Below are 19640 nucleotides of genomic sequence, written 5' to 3'. Positions count from 1 at the left end.
GTGCCCGTCAGGGTACCGGTCAGGTCTTTGTCTACCCGTTAGTCTTCGCCGTGGTCTACCCCGTCATTGAGACGTACACGCATTTCCTTGCCCGTCTTGAAGAAAGGAACGTATTTTTCTTCCACTTCCACCTTCTGACCAGTCCGGGGATTGCGACCGGTCCTTGCGGGCCGGTTCTTCACTGAAAATGCCCCGAAACCACGCAGTTCCACCCGGTCACCGCGCATCAGCGCTTCGGTGATCTCATCGAGAATGGCGTTGACGATGTTCTCGACATCGCGCTGGTAGAGATGGGGATTCTGTTCAGCGATCTGCTGAACCAACTCCGATTTAATCATTGGCCGCCCCCTCGTCTTAAAGACTTTTCTTGCTCCGCCCCCGGAGCCTGCCAAACGGATACGAGACCGTCAAGCGTAAGAGCGGGTGAAATCAGCCGCTTAGCCTCTCCAACCTGCTCAAAAAGCCCATTCGCGATGCCAAAGCCGATGGCTTGTGACATTTTGACCGACAAAGGCAGGTTGTTCTGGTCGTCGGCGAGGGTCCAGTCGAGCACCGGCAGATCAGCTTCGACCCCCTTTTTTTCCGTCAACCAGGCGATCGCGGCATCTTCTCCCCCGATCTCGTCAATCAGGCCATTCTGGTTTGCAGCATGTCCGGAATAGATCCTGCCATCGGCGAGACGCCGGGCCTCTCCGGGGGGCAGATTGCGGCGCTCGGCAACAAGGGCAACGAACCAGTCGAAGCTGTCCATGACAAGATCCTTGAGGACACCCTTCGCTTCCTCGCTTGCCGGGGAATAGAAGTCTGGCTCTGCCTTCAACGGTGCGCTTTTCACCGCGTCCATCTCCAGTCCCAGGGTCTCCATCAGCTTGGCCGCATTGCCAAACTGGAAGAGAACGCCGATGGAACCTGTGATCGAATTGTAGCGCGCAACAATATGGTCAGCAGCCAGCGCGATCATGTACCCAGCGGACGCTCCGACAGTGCGGATTTCCGCGACGACCGGCTTCTTCTTGGAAAGCTCACGTATCGCATTGTAAAGCGTCTCTCCGCCGGTGGTGCTGCCGCCGGGGGAATTGATCGAGATAATCACGCCCTTCACAGAGGCGGATTGCCCGATCTTCTCGATTAGCTTCAACTGGTCGCGGTTGTCGAGAATGACGCCATTGACCGGCAGTCTGGCGATATGCGCAGAGCGTTTCGACAGGTTGCCGTAGTCCGACACCGCCAGAAGCCCGGCAATCAGGGCGATCACCAGAATGACAAAGGCCGTCACCCGCCAGAATGTGAGCTTCCGCCGTATGCGGCGGCGGTCCACCAGATAGTCCGCGTCAACACTCATTCGGTCGCATGCCTCCGCCTGGAAACTTTCATCGTTGCTCTTGATAGGCGAGAACGCCCCCCAATTGCAATTGTTCCGGCGGAGATGAAGCAATCAATGCGGTTCCCGGACAATGCGGGAAGCCGCTGATTTTAAAGTTGTTACTGCCAGGCAGGCGCACGGGACCTGATGACGGTGGCGAGAAAGATGAGAGCCGAGACAACGGTCAGAAGGGATCCGGCCTTGGCGAGGGTTTCGCCATTGTCCTGGATCGCAGACACGATCCCGGGGACCAGCAGCCAGAGTCCGACAGTTGCCACCGCAAAGTGGATTTTGGGAAGCAGGCCTTCCGCAGCCTTTGGAACGACGTGATAATAAGTGCCGAAAAGACCCATCGACACCCAGCCGACAAGGTTGAGGTGGGCATGGGCAGGTGCCAGGCTATGATCCTGACTGACAGACATATGGATGCCGAACAACATTCCGGCGATCACATATAAAACGGCGGTCACAAAGAACCAGAATGCTACGCCACGCATTTTTTATTTCTCCCCCCAAGCTGCACGGAACGCGTTGAGAACGTAGCGGCAATATGGGCAAGGGAAAAGATAAAAGCGCGGAGGTTCAAATGAATAACCGCCGTTTCCCTTTTGCTATCAGCCGATGCTCACCAGTTTGATTTCAAAGGTCAGATCCTTGCCTGCCAGCGGGTGGTTCGCATCCAGAATGACCGCTTCCTCTCCGACTTCTGCAATAGAGACGGACATGACCTGGCCATTTGGTGTCTGGACCTGGAGCTGCACACCGACTTCGAGCGGAATGTCGGCCGGGAACTGATCCCGGGGAACCGGCTGCATCGCGTGCGGATCTTTCTGGCCGTAAGCCTCGTCGGCCGGAACGTTGACGGTTTTCTCATCGCCAATGGCCATGCCGGGAATAGCCTTATCGAGGCCGGAGATGATCTGTCCGGAACCAACAGTAAACTGCAGGGGCTCGCGGCCATCGGAGCTGTCAAACACGGAGCCGTCATTGAGGGTTCCTGTGTAGTGTATGGAAACGGTATCGCCCGCTTTGACTTCGGACATCAGGTGCCTCGTGTGTTGTCTTTTGGTGAATCTATGAGGCCACGCGTCCCTTGCGCGGGTACTCGACGATCAGGATCAGCAGGTGGCGTTCAACCGGAATCCGGTAAACGCCTGAAAGCCGATCAGTTTCAAAGTTCGAGCATCTTTGACGCGTTCGCTGGAACGCAAAATGCTTCTGGCAGCCTAACCTGCTGGTCTCAAATGTCAAAGCGTGGGGCCTGGCAGCCAAGCTTCCGGCGGGAAAAGCGGGTGGACATGCCAGTGGCACGATAGCCGCCGCAGATCAAGTTCCGCCTTTGGATACCGCACCCGGTTGAAGGCCGGCGGCCTGGAACTGGGCAACAAAAAAAGCCCGGCGCGAGGCCGGGCTTTTCCATGTCGGTTGCCAGAAGACGATTAGTCTTCGTCGCGAGCCTTCAGAGCGGCGCTCAGGATGTCGCCGAGAGAAGCGCCGGAGTCGGAGGAGCCGTACTGAGCGACTGCTTCCTTCTCTTCTGCGATTTCCAGCGCCTTGATGGACGCGGTCACGCGGCGGGTCTTCTTGTCGAACTGAGTGATGCGGGCATCGAACTTGTCGCCAACGGAGAAACGCTCCGGACGCTGATCCGCACGGTCGCGGGACAGGTCAGCGCGGCGGATGAACGCGGTCAGGTCGCTGTCTGCGATCTTGACGTTCAGGCCACCATCGGTGACTTCGATGACTTCACAGGTCACGATAGCGTTTTTGCGCAGTTCACCAGCTGCACCCGATTCCATCGGGTCGCCACCGAGCTGCTTGATGCCGAGGGAGATGCGCTCCTTCTCGACGTCAACATCAAGAACGACGGCCTTGACCATGTCGCCCTTCTTGTACTCTTCGATGACCTGTTCGCCCGGACGGTTCCAGTCCAGATCGGACAGGTGGACCATGCCGTCGACATCGCCGTCGAGGCCAATGAACAGGCCGAATTCGGTCTTGTTCTTGACTTCGCCTTCGACTTCGGTGTTGACCGGGAAACGGTCAGCAAAGGCATCCCACGGGTTCTGCAGGGTCTGCTTGAGGCCCAGGGAGATGCGGCGCTTCACCGGATCGACTTCCAGGATCATCACTTCCACTTCCTGAGAGGTGGAAACGATCTTGCCCGGATGGACGTTCTTCTTGGTCCAGGACATTTCGGAGACGTGGATCAGGCCTTCGATGCCCGGCTCCAGTTCAACGAATGCGCCGTAGTCGGTGATGTTGGTCACGCGGCCAGAGAACTTGGCTTCGATCGGGTACTTGGCTTCGATGCCATCCCACGGATCGGTTTCAAGCTGCTTCATGCCGAGGCTGATGCGATGCGTGTCCTGGTTGACGCGGATGATCTGCACGCGAACGGTCTGGCCGATGGTGAGAACTTCCGACGGATGGTTGATGCGGCGCCATGCGATGTCGGTGACATGCAGCAGGCCGTCGATACCACCGAGGTCGACGAACGCACCGTAATCGGTGATGTTCTTGACCACGCCTTCCACGGTCTGGCCCTCTTCGAGGCTCTGGACCAGTTCCGAACGCTGTTCGGCGCGGGTTTCTTCCAGAACGACGCGGCGGGAGACCACGATGTTGCCGCGGCGCTTGTCCATCTTCAGGATCTGGAACGGCTGCGGAGTGTGCATCAGCGGGGTGACATCGCGCACAGGGCGGATATCGACCTGCGAACGCGGCAGGAAGGCAACGGCGCCGTCCAGATCGACGGTGAAACCACCCTTGACCTGGTTGAAGATCTGGCCGTTGACCTTTTCGCCAGCTTCGAAAGCGACTTCCAGGCGGACCCAGCTCTCTTCGCGGCGAGCCTTCTCGCGCGACAGAACGGCTTCACCGAGCGCATTTTCAACACGCTCAAGGTAGACTTCGACTTCGTCGCCAACCTTCATGTCGCCGTCGCGGCCCTTGGCGCCGAATTCCTTCAGCGGCACGCGGCCTTCGACCTTCAGACCTACGTCGATGACGGCGAGGTCCTTTTCGATTGCGACAACGATACCCTTGACGACTGCACCTTCGTACAGATCGTTGTGGGTAAAGGACTCTTCGAGAAGAGCTGCAAAATCCTCAGTAGAGGGATTAAAGTCAGACATTGAAACTCCTGGTGCCACTCCGGGCAGGCCGCCGGCGGGTTTGTGTTGCATTGAGGACCCTGAAACTCCCGGGCACGGTCTTTGACCATGCCTGCCGTCCGAAAACTCGAACGGGCCGGCGGGGCAGAAGGTGCAGGATCCTGTCCCTTTCATCAGGCGCCAGGCGCCCGATTTTGTGTCGGTAGGCTTGAAAGAGCCCTTTGAGGGCAGCTTCCAGCCAGAAATCGTCTGTTCCTGAAACACCGATAAGCCGGTCAGGCCCCGCAAATAGGGCCCGCGCCAGCTTTTTGTTCGGCAGTTCACAACGCGAAGGCCGCGCCAGTTTTTCTGTCTGCTTGCGCAGACCGGTCAACCCTGGCTGTCCGGCTTCAAGCGTTGCAGGTCCGGGAAACGATATCCACAGCGGCCTTGAACGCGGTTTCTATATCCATTTCCGTCGTATCAAGCAAGTGTGCATCGTCTGCCTGACGCATTGGGGCGACCGTGCGCTGGCTGTCGCGCAGGTCGCGCCGCTTCAAGTCATCGAGAACAGAAGCAAATTCTGCTTCTTGTCCCTTGGACAGCATCTCCTCGGTCCGGCGCCGGGCACGGGCCTCAGGAGCGGCCGTCACGAACAGCTTCACGGTCGCGTCCGGACAGACAACGGTGCCGATGTCACGGCCATCAAGGACCGCACCGGGCGGTGTTGCCGCAAACTCTTTCTGCAGGCGCACCAGCTCTTCCCGCAAACCGCCAAGAACAGCGACACGGGAGGCAGCTTCCCCGACTTCGTGGGCGGAGAGGGCATTCTTGTCCATCTTGCCGAGATCCAGATGTCTCGCAATCTCGATGGCAACAGCCTCATCGCCGAGTGGCAGGCCTTGCGCCAGAAGCGCGGCTGCAACAGCACGGTAGGTCAGGCCTGTGTCCAGGTGGCGGAGATTGAAGTGAGCCGCCAGTCTGCGGGCGAGGGTTCCCTTGCCCGACGCGGCCGGACCGTCAATGGCAATGATCATGCGGCCTCGCTGCTGGAGTTACGGATACTGGCGCCCATGCCCGCGAACAGGCTGGTAAAGGTTGGGAAGCTTGTCGCGATGACAGCGCCGTCGTCAACGGTAACGGGCTTGTGAGCGGCCATGCCGAGGACCAGGAAGGACATGGCGATGCGGTGGTCAAGATGCGTGACGACCGTGCCGTTGCCAATGTTGTTGGCTCCCCCGGTGACGGTGAGGCTGTCTTCACCCTCGACGCAGGGAATGCCATTGGCTTCAAGGCCACGGGCAACGGCTGCAAGACGATCAGATTCCTTCACGCGCAGCTCGTCGAGGCCCGGCATGTAGGTGTCGCCCTCGGCAAAGGCCGCAGCGACGGCCAGCGCCGGATATTCGTCGATCATCGAAGGCGCGCGCACGGCCGGAACCGTTATGCCCTTGAGCTGGCTGGCGCGGACGCGGATATCGCCGACTTCCTCACCGCTCGCGTCGCGGCGGTTCAGGATCTCGATGTCACCGCCCATCTCGATCAAGGTTGTGATCAGACCGGTGCGGTGTTCATTGAGAAGCACGTTCTCGATGGTCACATCAGAGCCGGGAACGATGAGCGCTGCGACGATCGGGAAGCCCGCGGAGGAGGGGTCCCCCGGAACATCCAGATCCTGCGGCTTGAGTTCCGGCTGGCCCTTGAGCTTGATGACCCGCTCGCCTGCCTCGTTCAGAGTGACAGAGATGTCCGCGCCGAAACCGGCCAGCATCTTTTCGGTGTGGTCACGGGTCGGGATCGGTTCGATCACGGTGGTGATACCGGGCGCATTAAGGCCGGCCAGCAGGACAGCGGATTTCACCTGAGCCGAGGGCATAGGCACCCGGTAGGTCAGCGGCAGCGGTTGTTTCGCGCCACGAATCGAGGCGGGCAGACGGTCGCCGGAGCGGGCAACCACGGTGGTGCCCATCTGGCGGAGCGGATCAAGCACACGTCCCATGGGGCGCTTGGAAAGGGATGCGTCGCCAACGAAGGTGGCGGCAATGTCATGGGTGCCGAAGATGCCCATGGTCAGGCGCACGCCGGTGCCGGCATTGCCGAAATCAATGACGCCTTCCGGTTCCAGCAAGGAGCCAAGACCGATTCCGTCGATGTGATAGGTGCCCTCGGCATCCTTCTCGATCTTCGCGCCCACAGCCCGCATGGCCGCGGCTGTCGCCAGCACATCCTCCGATTCAAGCAGTCCCTTGACCGTCGTGTGCCCCACTGCCAAAGCACCGAACATAAGGGCGCGATGAGAAATCGACTTGTCCCCAGGCACGCGGATGGTGCCCTTCAGCGGTCCGCTGGAACTTGCGGTCAACGGGGTGGGAGATGAACCATGTGACATCGGATCTTCCGGGAATTGCTGGCACGTAGAAAAATGTGCCCCTTGCTATCATGTGGATCCGCATTCGTCATCTGTTCGTCGCCTTCAATTTTTCCTTGCCTCTTGCTGAAGTCTGCCGCAGACAGTTTTTTCACGATTTCGCTTTGACACAGGGTCCCGTCCAAGGGTATGGGGCGCGACAAAACTCACGAAGATGAAGGGTTAGCACAGTGGCAAAACCTGAACTTGGCACCAAGCGGCTGTGCCCCAGCTGCGGATCCAAATATTACGACTTGAACCGGAGCCCGATCAGTTGCCCCAAATGCGGCACGATTTTCGAAGCCGTCATGGTTTCGCGTTCGGCTAAGGCATCGAAGGTTGTCGAAGAGGTCGAGGACGATGAAGACGAGGACGAAGTTGGTCCGGAGATCGTAACGCTGGAAGAAGCGGATGCAGAAGCTGAAGGTGCTTCTGATGATGATGTGCCGGATATCGACGACGAGGACGTCGACCTGGAAGATGACGACGCCGATGATGAGATCTTCATCGACGACGAAGATGAGGACGAAGAGTCCGTTCCGGGTATCCGCGTCGAGCGTGAAGACGACGTCGAGCTCTAAGCATTTGACCCCGAAGCTTTTTTAAGCTTCGGGGTTTTTCCACAGAGGGATTTTTCTTTGCCGTGAAATTCCTCTTGATCGATGCGGGCAGCCCGTCTATAAACCGCCCACATCGACGCCGGTCACCCAAACCGGCCACGGAGTTCGGGGCTATAGCTCAGTTGGGAGAGCGCTTGAATGGCATTCAAGAGGTCAGCGGTTCGATTCCGCTTAGCTCCACCATCTCCTCAGAACATCTCCTGCATTTTCAATCTGGTTGTTTGCGCTTGAAGCGGTATGACCGCTTGTCCGGCAGCATATGCCACGGCACTTCCGGCCTTGTTACGCACGGTGCGGAGATGCCATGACCGCGATCTCCAGTGTCCTCGGGCTGTTTTTCGTTTCATTCGTTGCTGCCACCTTGCTGCCCGCCCAGTCGGAGCTTGGTTTGGCCGGATTGCTTGCGGCGGATACTGCGCCTGTCTGGATGCTGATTCTGGCGGCCAGCACAGGCAATACGCTTGGGTCGGTGGTCAACTGGTTCTTAGGGCGCGGCGTTGCGCGGTTCTCGTCCAGGCGCTGGTTTCCCGTGACGCCGGCGCAACTGGATCGGGCGTCCGCCTGGTATCAGCGCTGGGGCAAATGGAGCCTGCTCTTGAGCTGGGCACCGGTCATCGGCGACCCCTTGACCCTTGCTGCGGGCGTGCTGCGTGAGCCATTTCTGCCATTTCTTCTGCTTGTCGCGCTGGCCAAGACGGCGCGTTATCTGATCGTCGCTGCGCTGGTTCTTTGGTAGCGCATGAAAAAAGCCCAGCGTTTCCGCCGGGCTTTCCGTATTCAGGCTGGTTGTCCTGATCAGACAGCGCTGTAGAGACGGCGCTGGACGACGGGTGTCTGGGACAGGCCGTTGAGCGCCTTTGCCGCGGCAAGCACTGCAAGGTCGACAAGAGGCTCCAGCAGAACCACCGTCATATAGGCGGCGCCGAACGTGCCAACCGAAGCGAAGGTCGCTTCCGTCACGCCGTGGCCATAGAAGGCCCAGAAGGCAACCCAGGTGACGATGCCGCCCTGGTAGGCGGTCGAGAGCGCCAGAGCCTGGGCATAAGTCACATCCACATAGGCCGACTTTTCCGGGATGATCTTCCTGGCAAGCAGGGAAACCGCAAAGAGAGGCACCAGCAGCGTTGTGACGTTCATGCCATATTGCGGCAGATCGAAGGGCGCGAAGAACAGCCCTTGCAGCAGCAGGCCTGCGGCCAGACCGATGGCAGCCGGTCCCGCTCCGAAGATCAGGAACAGGGTGGAGCCGAGGATCAGGTGAACTTCGGAAACACCAACCGGATAATGCGGCAGGATTTCAAAGAAGCTGAAGACCAGGGCGGTGGTCAGCACACTGCGGCTGACAAGCCCACCGAAGCCGCCGTCATGGCGAAGGCCGGAGGCGGCCATCTTCGCGGCCAGCCCGAGAGAGCCAAGGGCGGTCACAATGCTCAGGGAAAGCTTGGCACCGTCAACGATGCCGGGTTCGATATGCATGTTGTTTCTCCTGTCCCCACCCACCGTGGGAAAGAGTTGACTGAGGCAGCCCGTCGGGCTGCCCGGTTCGCAATGGCAGGTCTCCTGGCTTGCGGTTCTTCGCCTTCCCCGCCTTCCCGGACCTTGGGCCCAGTGGCAGTCATGGGGTTGGCTCTCCGCTCACAGTTGCGGGGGCAGCCACGGTCTCGGTCCCTTTTGGGTACGCCTCACCGTGTTCCCTTTTAATCCGCCGTACAGATTGCTTGGCGGAACCATCGAGGGGCATGATATCCCGCCACACGGGTGGGATGGCAAGCTTTTTCACATCGCGCTGGCAGGAGCCCGTTCCAGATGCTCTCCGGCAAATTGAGCGATCACGGCTTCTGCTTCGGGGACCCAGAGGCCCAGAGCCTTCATGACTTCTGCGGCAAAGGTGATGGGGGCTGTGCCGGGCGCTGTGACGATGCCGCCGTCCTGAACGGCTGCCGCCTGGCTTTGGAAAAGGGCTTCCCCTTTGTATCCAGCGTATTTCTGGTGGGATTCGAGCGAGTTGCCCGTGTGCCGGAGCGTGTTGACGGCACCGCTTCCCGCAACGGCGCTGGCGGCTGCGCAGATGCCGCCAACGACCTTTCCTGCGGACTGGAACGCATTGATCATCCGGGAGAAATCCGGCGCGGTGCCTTTTTCCCAGGAGAGACCGCCGGGGATCAGAAGAGCGTCGAAATCGTCTGGCTTCAGATTGCTATAGGAGCAATCTGGAAGCACTTTGAGGCCGCCCATCGAGGTGACAGGGTTTCCATCCGGCGAGGCCGTTGTAACCTGCGCGCCAAGATAGGAGCGGGCCGCCGCGCTCACGAGTGCGCACTCCCAGTCGGCGAAATCGTTGGTCAGTGCGATTGCGATGCGCTTCATTTGTATCTCCCGTATGAAGTCTGAGATCCGGTCTGGATTTGACCTGCTTATGATGTCCTACAGGAGTAGCTCCCGGAAGAGTTGTTTTTGTGACAACTTTTCGCGGCGGCCGTTGAAATGCGAATGGTGAGATTTTACGCCTCAAGGAGGACGGATGCGGCCATGCCCGTGAAAATAATTGAGCCGCAAAACCTCCGTATACCGGAGTAACCATTTGTAAATATTGATATTTGTCTGCCACTTCTAAAAACCGGCGCGTTATCTGGCTAATGAAAACAAAAAAGCTCTTTCCGAGCGCTCGAACTGTCGTTTAAGGTTCATATGAATGTCATAAGGCGTTCATACGAAAACAATACGAAGCGCAGGTGTTGTCACGAGGGCGCTGCCGCCAACAGGCTGTCCCTCAGGATTTCGTACTGCTGACCGGGGAACTTCCCCCAGGGATGGGAGCATAAAAATGGCTTATCGTAAGACGGTTGCGAGCGTAGTTGCCGCTGCTGCACTGCTCGGAACTTCCACTGCATCTTTCGCAGCGACCGATATCACCTGGTGGCACGCCATGGGTGGTGCCCTGGGCGAAGTCGTTAACAAGATCTCCGCAGACTACAACTCGTCTCAGGATGCTTGTAACCTCACCCCCGTCTACAAGGGCGGTTATGAAGACACCCTGACCGCCGGTATCGCGTCTTTCCGCGCTGGCGAACAGCCGAACATCCTGCAGGTGTTTGACGCCGGTTCCGCCACCATCATCGGTGCCAAGGGCGCAGTTGTTCCGGTTCAGGATCTGCTGACCGAGAACGGCGTCAACTTCAACATTGAAGATTACATCTCCGGCGTCCGTTACTTCTATGCCGACAAGGACGGCAAGATGATCGGCATGCCTTTCAACTCGTCTTCTCCGATCATGTACGTGAACGAAGATGCGCTGAAGAAGGCTGGTGTCGAAGCTCCGAAGACCTGGGAAGAGTTCGAAGCAATCGCTCCGAAGCTGAAGGAAGCCGGCTACATTCCGCTGGCCCAGTCTCACACCCCGTGGATCTTCGTCGAAAACTTCATGTCCCGTCATAACCTGCAGTTCGCAACCAACCACAATGGTTACGACGGCGCAGAAGGCACCGAGCTGGTTTTCGGCCCGGAAATCAAGGCGCACTTCTCCTCCTTGAAGAAGTGGATCGATGACGGCTACTACGCCTATTACGGCGCTGGCTGGAACGATAACCAGGCTCCGTTCAACGACGGCAAGGTTGCCTTCTGGCTCGGGTCTTCTGGATCCTTCGGCGGTGTTGCCAAGACCGTTCAGTTCCCGTTCTCCGCAACCTTCCTGCCTTACTGGAAGTCTGTGATCGACGAAGGCACCAACACCTTCATTGGTGGTGCGGCTCTCTTCGCGATGTCCGGCAAGCCGGCTGAGGAAAACAAGTGCGTTGCGTCCTTCTTCCAGTACCTGACCTCTCCGGAAGTCCAGTACATGTGGCACCGTGAAACCGGCTATGTGCCGATCACCAACGCTGCTTACGAGCTGGCCAAGAAGGACGGTCATTACGAGCGCACTCCGGCTGCTGAAGTCGGCATCAAGCAGCTGACCCTGCCGGGCGGCGAGTGGACCAAGGGCTACCGGATGGGCTTCTACGTCCAGATCCGTGACGTGATGAACCGTGAACTCGGCAAGGTCTTCGCTGGTGAAGAATCTTCTGAGGACGCTTTCGCCACGATCAAGTCCGAGGGCGACAAGCTGCTTGAGCGTTTCGCAAAGACCACTGCTCAGTAATTCAGGCCCCACGGTCTGACAGGTGGGGACGCATTGGCGTCCCCACCTTTTCGTGTTTTGATCCGGTCGGTCTTACCCAAGGCTGGCCGCGGTTCAGGGAATGGGGCCATGAAGAAAGTCCAGTTCGACAGCCGCCTAACGCCTTACATCCTGCTTTTGCCACAGCTTGCGATCGTTGCGATCTTCTTCCTGTGGCCGGCAGCGGAGGCCGTGCGCTCGTCCTTTTATTTAGAAGATCCGTTTGGTTTCGGCTCGACCTTCGTCGGCCTGGACAATTTCAAGGATGTCTTCGCCGACAGTAACTATGGCCGGGTTGTCCGGTTCACCGGCGTGTTCACCTTCTGCGTAACCTTTTTCTCGCTCGCCATTGCGCTGGTGCTCGCCGTCAAGGCGGACAAGGTCATTCACGGCAGTTCCGCCTACAAGACCCTGCTCATGTGGGTCTATGCGGTTGCACCGCCCGTTGCAGGTCTGATCGGTATCTTCCTGTTTGACCAGCACGTCGGCCCGATCGTGAAGATGTTCAAGGCTCTCGGCTGGGATATGCGGATCGGGGTGAACTACAATGACACAGGTTTTGCCATGGTGGTTGTGGCGGTCTGGAAGCAGATCCCGGTGAACTTCATCTTTCTGCTTTCCGGCCTGCAGGGCATTTCCAAGTCTGTTCAGGAAGCTGCCGCCATTGACTGCCCCTCAGGGTTCCGCAGGTTCTGGACAGTGACCTTCCCGCTTCTGGCGCCGACCGGTTTCTTCCTTCTGATCATCAACATCACCTATGCCCTGTTCGATACGTTCGGCGTGATTGACGTTCTTTTGAAGACGCAGCCCGGCGATGACCCGATCACCCTTGTCTACAAGGTCTATCAGGACGGATTCCGCGGCAACGATCTGGGCGGATCGTCTGCGCAGTCGGTGATCCTGATGGTTGTTGTCTTTGTTCTCACCGTCATTCAGTTCCGGCTGATTGAGCGGCGTGTCCACTACAATTGAGGAGGCATAAGTGAACCGTCTCAAAGTGGGCGACCACCTTATCCTGATTGCTGGTGTCCTGTTCATGGTTACGCCCGTCGTTCTGGCGTTTCTGACCTCGACCCATGACAACATTGAAATCTTCCGTACGGGGCTGCAGTTCGACTTCGGCAACGAATTTGTCAGCACCTACGAGCGTGTTCTGACCAAGGCCGGCGGCTTCACGAAGGAAGTCAATGGCTTCGTAATGCTGAAGAACTCGCTGATCCTTGGTATCGGATTTGCCGTGGGCAAGATCGTGATCTCGATGCTGGCGGCCTACGCCATCGTCTATTTCCGCTTTCCCCTGGCGACTCTGTGCTTCTGGGTCATTTTCTGCACGCTGCTTCTGCCGCTGGAAGTCCGCATCCTGCCGTCCTATGAAATCGTTCAGAAGCTGGGGCTGGTGAACACCTACACCGGTCTCATCGTGCCTTTGATCGCGTCGGCAACGGGGACCTTCTACTTCCGTCAGTTCTTCAAGTCGGTTCCGGACGAGCTTCTTGAGGCTGCCCGGATCGATGGGGCAGGCCCGTGGAAGTTCTTCATCGACATTCTGGTGCCGCTGTCCAAGACGATGATCGCGGCGATCTTCATCATCATGTTCGTTTACGGCTGGAACCAGTATCTGTGGCCGACCCTGATCACCACGGATGAGGGCTTCTTCACCCTGGTGCGCGGCATCAAGCAGATCCTGCAGGTTTGGATCGGGGCTCAGATCCCCGCCTACAACGACGCGATGGCGCTGGCCATCCTGGCGATGCTGCCGCCTGTGATTGTCGTCATCGTGTTCCAGAGCTGGTTCATCAAAGGGCTCGTCGAGAGCGATAAGTGAGGATTTAAATGGCTACGATTACTCTCGATACGGTCCGGAAGGTCTATGGCGGGGCTGTTGAAGCCGTCAAAGGCGTCTCGATCGACATCGCCGACGGCGAGTTCATTGTCCTGGTCGGCCCGTCCGGCTGCGGCAAGTCCACCCTTCTGCGCATGGTTGCAGGGTTGGAAGATATCACCACGGGCGAGATCAAGATTGGCGACAAAGTCGTGAACAATGTTGATCCGGCCAACCGGGACATCGCCATGGTGTTCCAGAACTACGCGCTCTATCCGCATATGACGGTCTATAACAACCTTGCCTATGGTCTGAAGAACCGGGGCATGGCCAAGGACGAGATCGACCGCCGGGTGAAGGAAGCCGCGCGGATTCTGGAAATCGGCGATTATCTCGACCGCAAGCCGCGGGCTTTGTCCGGCGGCCAGCGTCAGCGCGTCGCCATGGGCCGCGCCATCGTACGTGAACCGGCTGCCTTCCTCTTTGATGAGCCGCTGTCGAACCTCGATGCCAAGCTGCGCGTGCAGATGCGGGTGGAAATCAAGCGGCTGCAGAAGTCCTTGAAGACCACCAGCGTCTATGTGACCCACGATCAGCTGGAAGCCATGACCCTGGCTGACCGGCTTGTGGTTCTGAACGGTGGCAACATCGAGCAGATTGGTGCGCCGATTGAGGTCTATGACAAGCCGGCCTCAACCTTCGTCGCCAGCTTCATCGGTTCTCCGGCCATGAACCTTCTGAAGGTGAAGACCGATGCGTCCGGTCTGGCATTTGAAACAGGGGCGGGCCTCAGCGGAGCTAATCCGCATGGCCGAGACCGCTATATTGCCGGTGTCCGTCCCGAGCATCTGGACGTTGTCCCGGCCGGATCTCCGGAAGCTGCCCTGACGCTGAAGGCCAAGGTGAACGTGCTGGAGCCGGTGGGCGCGGAAAGCTATCTCTATGCGGAGTGTGGCGATGGCGGTCCGGAAATTGTCATCCGGGTTGAAAGCCATGCGCATTTCGAGCCGGGTCAGGAGATCGTTCTGAGCGCCAAGGCCAAGGACGTGCACTTCTTCGACGCTGACACGGGCCGCCGGATCGACGGCTGACCTGTTTTTGAAAGTCTGCCATTGGATCTACGAGGGTCCCAATGGCTGGCGGAAGGGCCGTCCCGGGAAACCGGGGCGGCCTTTTCCTGTCAGAACCAGTCGAGAACGCGTCTGGAACTGGACATTGCCGGCAAGGCGCTGCCCAGCCGGTTGAGGTCGACAGGCCCCTCGATTCCGTTCACCGAGCCATCCTGGCTGTATTGCCAGATCACATAGCCGGTCCAGGAGGCGGGCAGGGTGGGCTGGCTGGCGCTGGTGTAATCAGCGATCCAGAGCGGGCATTCGGAAAAGTCCGGGTCGCCGATCTGGTTCCAGAAGCCTGAGGATGTGTAGATCATGGGCATCACGCCAAGCTGCCGCCGCAGAATGTCAACAAAGCTGGAAAGGGCAAAGGTGAAGGCGGCGTTGCTGACGCCATCGGTCACCTCGCAGTCGATTGCAGGCGGCAGATCCGATGCCGGATCGTATCCCACGGAGGCAAGCTGCCCCAGAAGCAATTGGGCTTGCTCAAGAAAGCTCTTTTCCGGCGTGAAATAGTGATAGGCGCCCGTCTTGATCCCCGCCGCGTTGGCTCCCTGCCAATTGGTCTGAAACATCGGGTCCACAAATCCGGTGCCTTGGGTCGCCTTCATCATTGAGAAACTGACGGGATTGGCAGCGGCTTCGGTCCAGTCGATGGTGCCTTGATAGTGGGACACATCGATCCCGGTCAGATTTTGCGGGGTGCTCATGGATACGGCTCCGTGTTCAGCAATATGCCTGAAGACGCACTGGCGGGGCAGTCGTGATGGCAGTAAATGCGCTTAGACGGATAGCCCAAGCTCCGCGCGGACCTTCCGGGTCAGCGTGGCAGCAATAAGCTTGTGTGCTGAGGCAATATAGGCCCGTATTTCATCTCCGGTCAGGGCTCCGGCCTGCTCGATCATGACCCACTTGGCCCGTGCCAGATACGGGGCGGGGATGATACCGGGTTCCTGTATCAGCATCGCGTAGGACAGGTCCGAGCACTTGAAACTGATCCGGTCACCATTTGCCCCGCCCCAGCCCGAGCAGATAGCAAATATTTTGCCGCCCACCTTCCAGACCGAAGCATTGCCCCATTGAATGACGTGGGTGGCCTTGGGGAGGGCGCCGCAATAGATGTCGAATTCGCCGCGTGTCATTTGTGCGTCTCCGTCCGGGGGCAGTTGATGCCTGCCATTTGCTACAGGAGTTGCCCGGAGATCTCCAAACTTCCAGGTTTTTCTGTGGGGATTAAGGATGCCCACTCATAAATCAGGGCATGCCGGGCGCTCGGAGGGGGGCGAACTTGAAACCCGGTCCGACTGTCGCCATATTCGAATCAATACGGAGTGGTGAGCACTCCAGTCCGGATGCCTAGAAAAGGGTTCGGGCGCAAGGTCGCTTTATGAAGGACTTTGACGATGACACGCATGTCAGCGTTTTCCAGCCCGTTCATGCTCGGCTTCGATGATATCGAACGCGTGCTGGATCGTGTTTCAAAAGCCGCCAACGACGGCTATCCGCCCTACAATATCGAGCGGTTGCCGAAGACTGGTGGTCAGGGCGATATCATCCGCATCACGCTTGCGGTCGCCGGATTTACCCGGGATCAGCTTGATGTGTCGGTCGAGGAAAGCCAGCTGGTGATCCGCGGCCGTCAGGTGGATGACAAGACCCGCCAGTATCTCCACCGGGGCATCGCGGCCCGGCAGTTCCAGCGCGCCTTCGTGCTCGCGGAGGGAATAGAGATTCTGGGAGCAGACCTGAGGGATGGGCTTCTGTCCATCGACTTGGCGCGTCCTGAGCCGGAACGAGTGATCCGGAAGATCGAAATCTCCAGCGGCGACTGATCGCCACCGCCGGACTTACCATTGGAGTGATCTCTATGACGCGTGATCCCAACGATCCCGCCGCTATCGCGCGGGAACAGGAAATTGCTGCCATGAGCGAGGAAGTTCTGGCCAGTCTGGGCGCCGGCATCGTTGCCTATGTGCGTGAGGTGCAGGCCAAGGATCTGGCGAAATATTTCCCGGAGGCGCCCCCGATCCAGGACACGACGGTCCTGTGGGCCCTGCTGAACGCGGATGGCACACCGATTCTGGTGGCCGACAGCCGTGAAGCGGCTCTGGCAAATGCTTTCGAGCATGATCTGGAAATGGTCAGCTTGCACTAAGACCACGAGAACCAGAGCAATAGATAAAACGCCGGCTTCTGGGCCGGCGTTTTGCATTCAGGACAAGAGATTCTGGTGAGTGGACAAAGCGCGGTCAGGCTTTCTCCAGGACTTTGTTTTGGGAGGCCACGGTGTGGGGCCCGGCATTGGACACAGGCTTTGACAGCGGTGCTACCGGCTGCTTGCGCCAGGGCTGGCTCTTGAACCAGCCTGCCACATATGCCACCGCAACAAGCGCCAGAAGACCCAGGCCATTGGAGAGAATCTGACCCATAAGCGTGTCATGCGCACCAGCCATATCGCGCAGCATCGCCGCAGCCTGGGCGATCGCCAGGCTTGCCATGAAGACGGGCAGGGATTGCTGTCCGACTTTTTGAACGACATGAACGGTCTTGCCCCAAAGGCTTCCCTTCGTTGCGAGCAGGCGGCGGCCATGCTGACCCGCAGCTACCCAGGCCAGATAGGCAAGGGACAGGAAATGCATGAAGCGCAGGATACCGAACTCGGTCTTGACCCGAAGCGGCTCAATATCCGCGTTGAACTGGGAGATGCCCGGCACGGCTTCCTGAATGCGGAACCATGCCAGCGGAATGGTGCCGATTACCAGGACCGCAGCTAGAATCACCAGGCGCCGGTCTACCGGCGGGGCCGGAATCCAGCCGCGCATGAACGCAAAGCCGGTGAAGAAGATTAGCTGCCAGGCGAAGGGGTTGAAGAACCAGGGCCGGTCTGACCAGGGCTCCGCCGGAAGGTTCAGATAACCGAAGTTTGCGAGCAGCCAGAGTGAGACCGACAATACGAAGCCGGCTGGCACCGAAAACCGTGCCACAGCCATCATGACCGGCACGAGGCCGAGGATCACGATGTACATCGGCAGGATGTCGAAATAATTCGGCACATAGGTGAGCGTCAGAAGGCGCGGAAGTGTCGTTTCCGGCGAGTTGAAGAACCTGTGGAGGTTCAATGCCTCAACGTAATTGTAATCGAGATTGCAGCACAGCGTGAGATAGCCGCTGTTTTGAACCACAACCAGGCCGGAGGCGATGACAAGAAACTGGCCGATATGCGCCCAGTAAACCTGCCACATGCGGTGCAGGATGCGGGCCGTGCCGAGGCCAAGGCCATGAAAGTCGAAAACCTTGCCAAAGGCGATCGCTGACGCCATTCCGGAGCAGAAAACGAAAATCTCCGTTGCGTCGGAATATCCGAAGCGGGCTGGGATCCAGAGCGCCCACCAGCTGTTGGGCAGGTGAGCGATATAAATGATGAACATGCCGAGGCCACGGAAGAAATCCAGGCGTGGGTCACGTTGCTTCTTGATTTGGGTCTGTGCGTTCACGTTCAACTGCAAATATGTCAGGGACAGGGAATGCCCGCCTACAGGGCGGCAATTCAGATGTCATGTCATTGTGGCGCGAAGGCGGTTATCCAACATCACGCTTTGAGCCGTTTGCATCTTGTGACAGGTTTCAAGCCTCAGTTCGGCGAAGCGGTCGAGTGCACCCCGGCGTTTTGCCCTTGTCCGCAAGGCAGCTTCTGCTTCTGCCGCAAGACCAGCGCGCAGTGCGGCGTCGATGGTTATCCTGTCGAAAACATCCCTTTGGGCGTGCGAGCCGCCGATGATCTGCAAGTCCTTTTGCGCGATGGTCAGGAAGCGGAAGGCCGTACCGTAGTTGCCTGCCCGGAACTCTTCCAATCCTTGAGCGGCCGGAAGGCCCGCTTTTTCAGCAACTGGCTGCATGTCTCCTCCTGGAAGCGTGGCGCGCTGTTGCAAACTAAGCAGCAGCCGGTTCACCGCCTGACCGGTCCCGCCATTGGCAAGAGCAATCATGTAGTGAAGATCCGCAAAGACGTTGCAGCCATCCTCCGCACGCTTGTCGGACAAATGCACCAGTTCATGCCAGCGGCTGCCCACTGCCACGCCTTCCAGCTCCAGGCGGACCAGAAGCGAAACAGCATTTGAAATGTCGCGGAAATCGTCGGTTCGGTCCCGCCGGACCTCGCTGTCGTAGAGTTCCAGCGCCTTGTCCGGCTTGCCTTGATCCAGATACATGAGGGCCAGATGCCACCAGACGTGATAGCCGAAGTTGTTGCAATGCGCCCAGCCATCGGGGCGCTTCTCCAGCCATGCTATGCCTTCCTCTGACCGACCTGTCATATCGTGAACATGGGCAACGGCATGAAGCCCCCAGGCATCATTGGCCGCAAACTCCAGTCCCCTTTTTCCGCAGGCTTCCGCCAGGCGGTAGTCTCCTGTTTCTTCCAGTGAGAAGGCACGGCAGCCAAGCACATAGCCATAAGCGGGATGGGTTTCGTCATAGGAGCCCAGAACAGCCTCAATCGAGGCCCGCATTCCCGTGCTGTCCCCCATCATGAAGCGGGTGGCATGGACCAGCTTGAGGAGAAATGCGTCCTCTGGGGCGGATAGAAGCGCCCGGTCCATCCTGAACGCCGCCCTGCTTGGCCAGCCGTCGAGCCAGTCTTTCAACGCGTCGACAACGGCAGCTTCGCGGTCAGTCACGTTGCGTGCTTTGCGTGCGGCATCGGCGCTCTGCCAGGCCTCTGTTGCGGCCAGGGTCATTTCACGCCTGCCCAGCATGAGGCAGAACAAGCCCCGGGCTGCGTGACCCAGGGCGAAGAGCGGATCCAGCTCAAGTGTCTTGCCAAGAAACACGGGTGTTTCGCGTCCATGCGCCAGAAAGGCTGTCACGGTACTGTTCCAGAAGGTGGCACATTCCGGGCTTGAGAGGGTAAGTTCATATCCAAACTGGTCGGTTTGAGCCATTTGGCCGGGTCCTCTCTTTAAAAATGGTCTCTGCGGTCAGGAGGTGTGAGTTTCAGAAAACCGCAAGGGCGTTCTGAACTGCAAAACACAAGATGGTGTTATGCGTGTGTTGAGCCCCTCGTTTGCTT

21 protein-coding genes, 1 tRNA gene and 1 riboswitch are annotated in these 19640 nt (G+C 58.6%); of the genes, 9 read left to right on the top strand and 13 right to left on the bottom strand.

Annotated elements, in window-relative coordinates:
• Window positions 1-38: 38 nt before the first annotated feature.
• The 7 genes from ihfB to aroA form a co-directional block, all read right to left on the bottom strand.
• The gene (gene ihfB / locus IG616_RS09375) at window positions 39-338 is read right to left on the bottom strand and encodes an integration host factor subunit beta (RefSeq protein WP_073007707.1); all 300 of its coding nucleotides are present in this window, start codon (window positions 336-338) and stop codon (window positions 39-41) included.
• The gene (sppA, locus tag IG616_RS09370) at window positions 335-1342 is read right to left on the bottom strand and encodes a signal peptide peptidase SppA (RefSeq protein ID WP_192147904.1); all 1008 of its coding nucleotides are present in this window, start codon (window positions 1340-1342) and stop codon (window positions 335-337) included. Before sppA ends, ihfB begins: the two co-directional genes overlap by 4 nt.
• Before the next feature lie 140 nt (window positions 1343-1482).
• Complete coding sequence (locus IG616_RS09365) at window positions 1483-1860, bottom strand: hypothetical protein (protein ID WP_192147903.1); 378 nt, start codon at window positions 1858-1860, stop codon at window positions 1483-1485.
• A gap of 117 nt (window positions 1861-1977) precedes the next feature.
• Complete coding sequence (locus IG616_RS09360; protein WP_192147902.1) at window positions 1978-2406, bottom strand: FKBP-type peptidyl-prolyl cis-trans isomerase; 429 nt, start codon at window positions 2404-2406, stop codon at window positions 1978-1980.
• 396 nt (window positions 2407-2802) lie between these two features.
• Window positions 2803-4500 (bottom strand): 30S ribosomal protein S1, encoded by a 1698-nt coding sequence (gene rpsA, locus IG616_RS09355; protein WP_192147901.1) that lies wholly within the window; start codon window positions 4498-4500, stop codon window positions 2803-2805.
• Window positions 4501-4868: 368 nt separating this feature from the next.
• Window positions 4869-5495: a (d)CMP kinase gene (gene cmk, locus IG616_RS09350; protein ID WP_192147900.1), complete on the bottom strand. Its 627-nt coding sequence runs from the start codon at window positions 5493-5495 to the stop codon at window positions 4869-4871.
• Window positions 5492-6847: a 3-phosphoshikimate 1-carboxyvinyltransferase gene (gene aroA, locus IG616_RS09345; RefSeq protein ID WP_192147899.1), complete on the bottom strand. Its 1356-nt coding sequence runs from the start codon at window positions 6845-6847 to the stop codon at window positions 5492-5494. Before aroA ends, cmk begins: the two co-directional genes overlap by 4 nt.
• Before the next feature lie 209 nt (window positions 6848-7056).
• On the opposite strand from aroA, the gene IG616_RS09340 reads away from it, so the two are divergent.
• From IG616_RS09340 to IG616_RS09330, 3 genes are all read left to right on the top strand, one after another.
• On the top strand, window positions 7057-7446 hold the full coding sequence (locus IG616_RS09340) for a TIGR02300 family protein (RefSeq protein WP_192147898.1): 390 nt from the start codon (window positions 7057-7059) through the stop codon (window positions 7444-7446).
• Between the two features lie 146 nt (window positions 7447-7592).
• Window positions 7593-7668, top strand: a tRNA-Ala gene (locus IG616_RS09335).
• 121 nt (window positions 7669-7789) lie between these two features.
• Entirely contained in the window at window positions 7790-8221 is a 432-nt protein-coding gene (locus IG616_RS09330; RefSeq protein WP_192147897.1) for a YqaA family protein, read from the top strand.
• 59 nt (window positions 8222-8280) lie between these two features.
• Here IG616_RS09330 and IG616_RS09325 read toward each other — a convergent pair whose 3' ends face one another.
• Together IG616_RS09325 and IG616_RS09320 are read right to left on the bottom strand one after the other, a co-directional pair.
• Window positions 8281-8961 carry an energy-coupling factor ABC transporter permease gene (locus IG616_RS09325; protein WP_192147896.1) on the bottom strand — a complete coding sequence of 227 codons (681 nt, stop codon included), beginning with the start codon at window positions 8959-8961 and terminating at the stop codon, window positions 8281-8283.
• Between the two features lie 57 nt (window positions 8962-9018).
• Window positions 9019-9232: riboswitch (cobalamin riboswitch) on the bottom strand.
• Between the two features lie 29 nt (window positions 9233-9261).
• Entirely contained in the window at window positions 9262-9852 is a 591-nt protein-coding gene (locus IG616_RS09320) for a DJ-1/PfpI family protein (RefSeq protein WP_192147895.1), read from the bottom strand.
• A 457-nt stretch (window positions 9853-10309) separates the two neighbouring features.
• On the opposite strand from IG616_RS09320, the gene IG616_RS09315 reads away from it, so the two are divergent.
• The 4 genes from IG616_RS09315 to IG616_RS09300 all read left to right on the top strand — a co-directional run bounded on the left by IG616_RS09315 (window position 10310) and on the right by IG616_RS09300 (window position 14551).
• The gene (locus IG616_RS09315; RefSeq protein WP_192147894.1) at window positions 10310-11620 is read left to right on the top strand and encodes an extracellular solute-binding protein; all 1311 of its coding nucleotides are present in this window, start codon (window positions 10310-10312) and stop codon (window positions 11618-11620) included.
• 108 nt (window positions 11621-11728) lie between these two features.
• A complete protein-coding gene (locus IG616_RS09310) occupies window positions 11729-12610 on the top strand; it encodes an ABC transporter permease subunit (RefSeq protein WP_192147893.1) in 882 nt (293 codons plus the stop codon).
• A 10-nt stretch (window positions 12611-12620) separates the two neighbouring features.
• Window positions 12621-13463, top strand: a complete 843-nt coding sequence (ugpE, locus tag IG616_RS09305) for a sn-glycerol-3-phosphate ABC transporter permease UgpE (RefSeq protein ID WP_192147892.1) — start codon at window positions 12621-12623, stop codon at window positions 13461-13463.
• Window positions 13464-13471: 8 nt separating this feature from the next.
• Window positions 13472-14551, top strand: coding sequence for a sn-glycerol-3-phosphate import ATP-binding protein UgpC (locus IG616_RS09300; RefSeq protein WP_192147891.1), 1080 nt, complete (start codon window positions 13472-13474; stop codon window positions 14549-14551).
• Between the two features lie 89 nt (window positions 14552-14640).
• On the opposite strand, the gene IG616_RS09295 is transcribed toward IG616_RS09300, so the two are convergent.
• Both IG616_RS09295 and IG616_RS09290 read right to left on the bottom strand, forming a co-directional pair.
• Complete coding sequence (locus tag IG616_RS09295; protein ID WP_192147890.1) at window positions 14641-15282, bottom strand: glycoside hydrolase family 25 protein; 642 nt, start codon at window positions 15280-15282, stop codon at window positions 14641-14643.
• Between the two features lie 72 nt (window positions 15283-15354).
• Window positions 15355-15714 (bottom strand): MmcQ/YjbR family DNA-binding protein, encoded by a 360-nt coding sequence (locus IG616_RS09290; RefSeq protein ID WP_192147889.1) that lies wholly within the window; start codon window positions 15712-15714, stop codon window positions 15355-15357.
• Window positions 15715-15975: 261 nt separating this feature from the next.
• Between IG616_RS09290 and IG616_RS09285 the strand changes: the two genes are divergently transcribed.
• Window positions 15976-16404: an Hsp20 family protein gene (locus IG616_RS09285; protein ID WP_192147888.1), complete on the top strand. Its 429-nt coding sequence runs from the start codon at window positions 15976-15978 to the stop codon at window positions 16402-16404.
• A 35-nt stretch (window positions 16405-16439) separates the two neighbouring features.
• On the top strand, window positions 16440-16727 hold the full coding sequence (locus IG616_RS09280; RefSeq protein ID WP_192147887.1) for a BQ00720 family protein: 288 nt from the start codon (window positions 16440-16442) through the stop codon (window positions 16725-16727).
• A gap of 94 nt (window positions 16728-16821) precedes the next feature.
• Here the strand turns inward: IG616_RS09280 and IG616_RS09275 are convergent, their stop codons facing one another.
• On the bottom strand, window positions 16822-18066 hold the full coding sequence (locus IG616_RS09275) for an OpgC family protein (protein WP_343072357.1): 1245 nt from the start codon (window positions 18064-18066) through the stop codon (window positions 16822-16824).
• A gap of 60 nt (window positions 18067-18126) precedes the next feature.
• A complete protein-coding gene (locus IG616_RS09270) occupies window positions 18127-19512 on the bottom strand; it encodes a tetratricopeptide repeat protein (protein ID WP_192147886.1) in 1386 nt (461 codons plus the stop codon).
• Window positions 19513-19640: the final 128 nt, after the last annotated feature.

It is taken from the genome of Roseibium litorale (assembly GCF_014842915.1).
GTDB lineage: Bacteria > Pseudomonadota > Alphaproteobacteria > Rhizobiales > Stappiaceae > Roseibium > Roseibium litorale.
The sequence above is the reverse complement of the archived record's forward strand: the minus strand, read 5'-3'. Positions and strand labels throughout refer to the sequence as shown.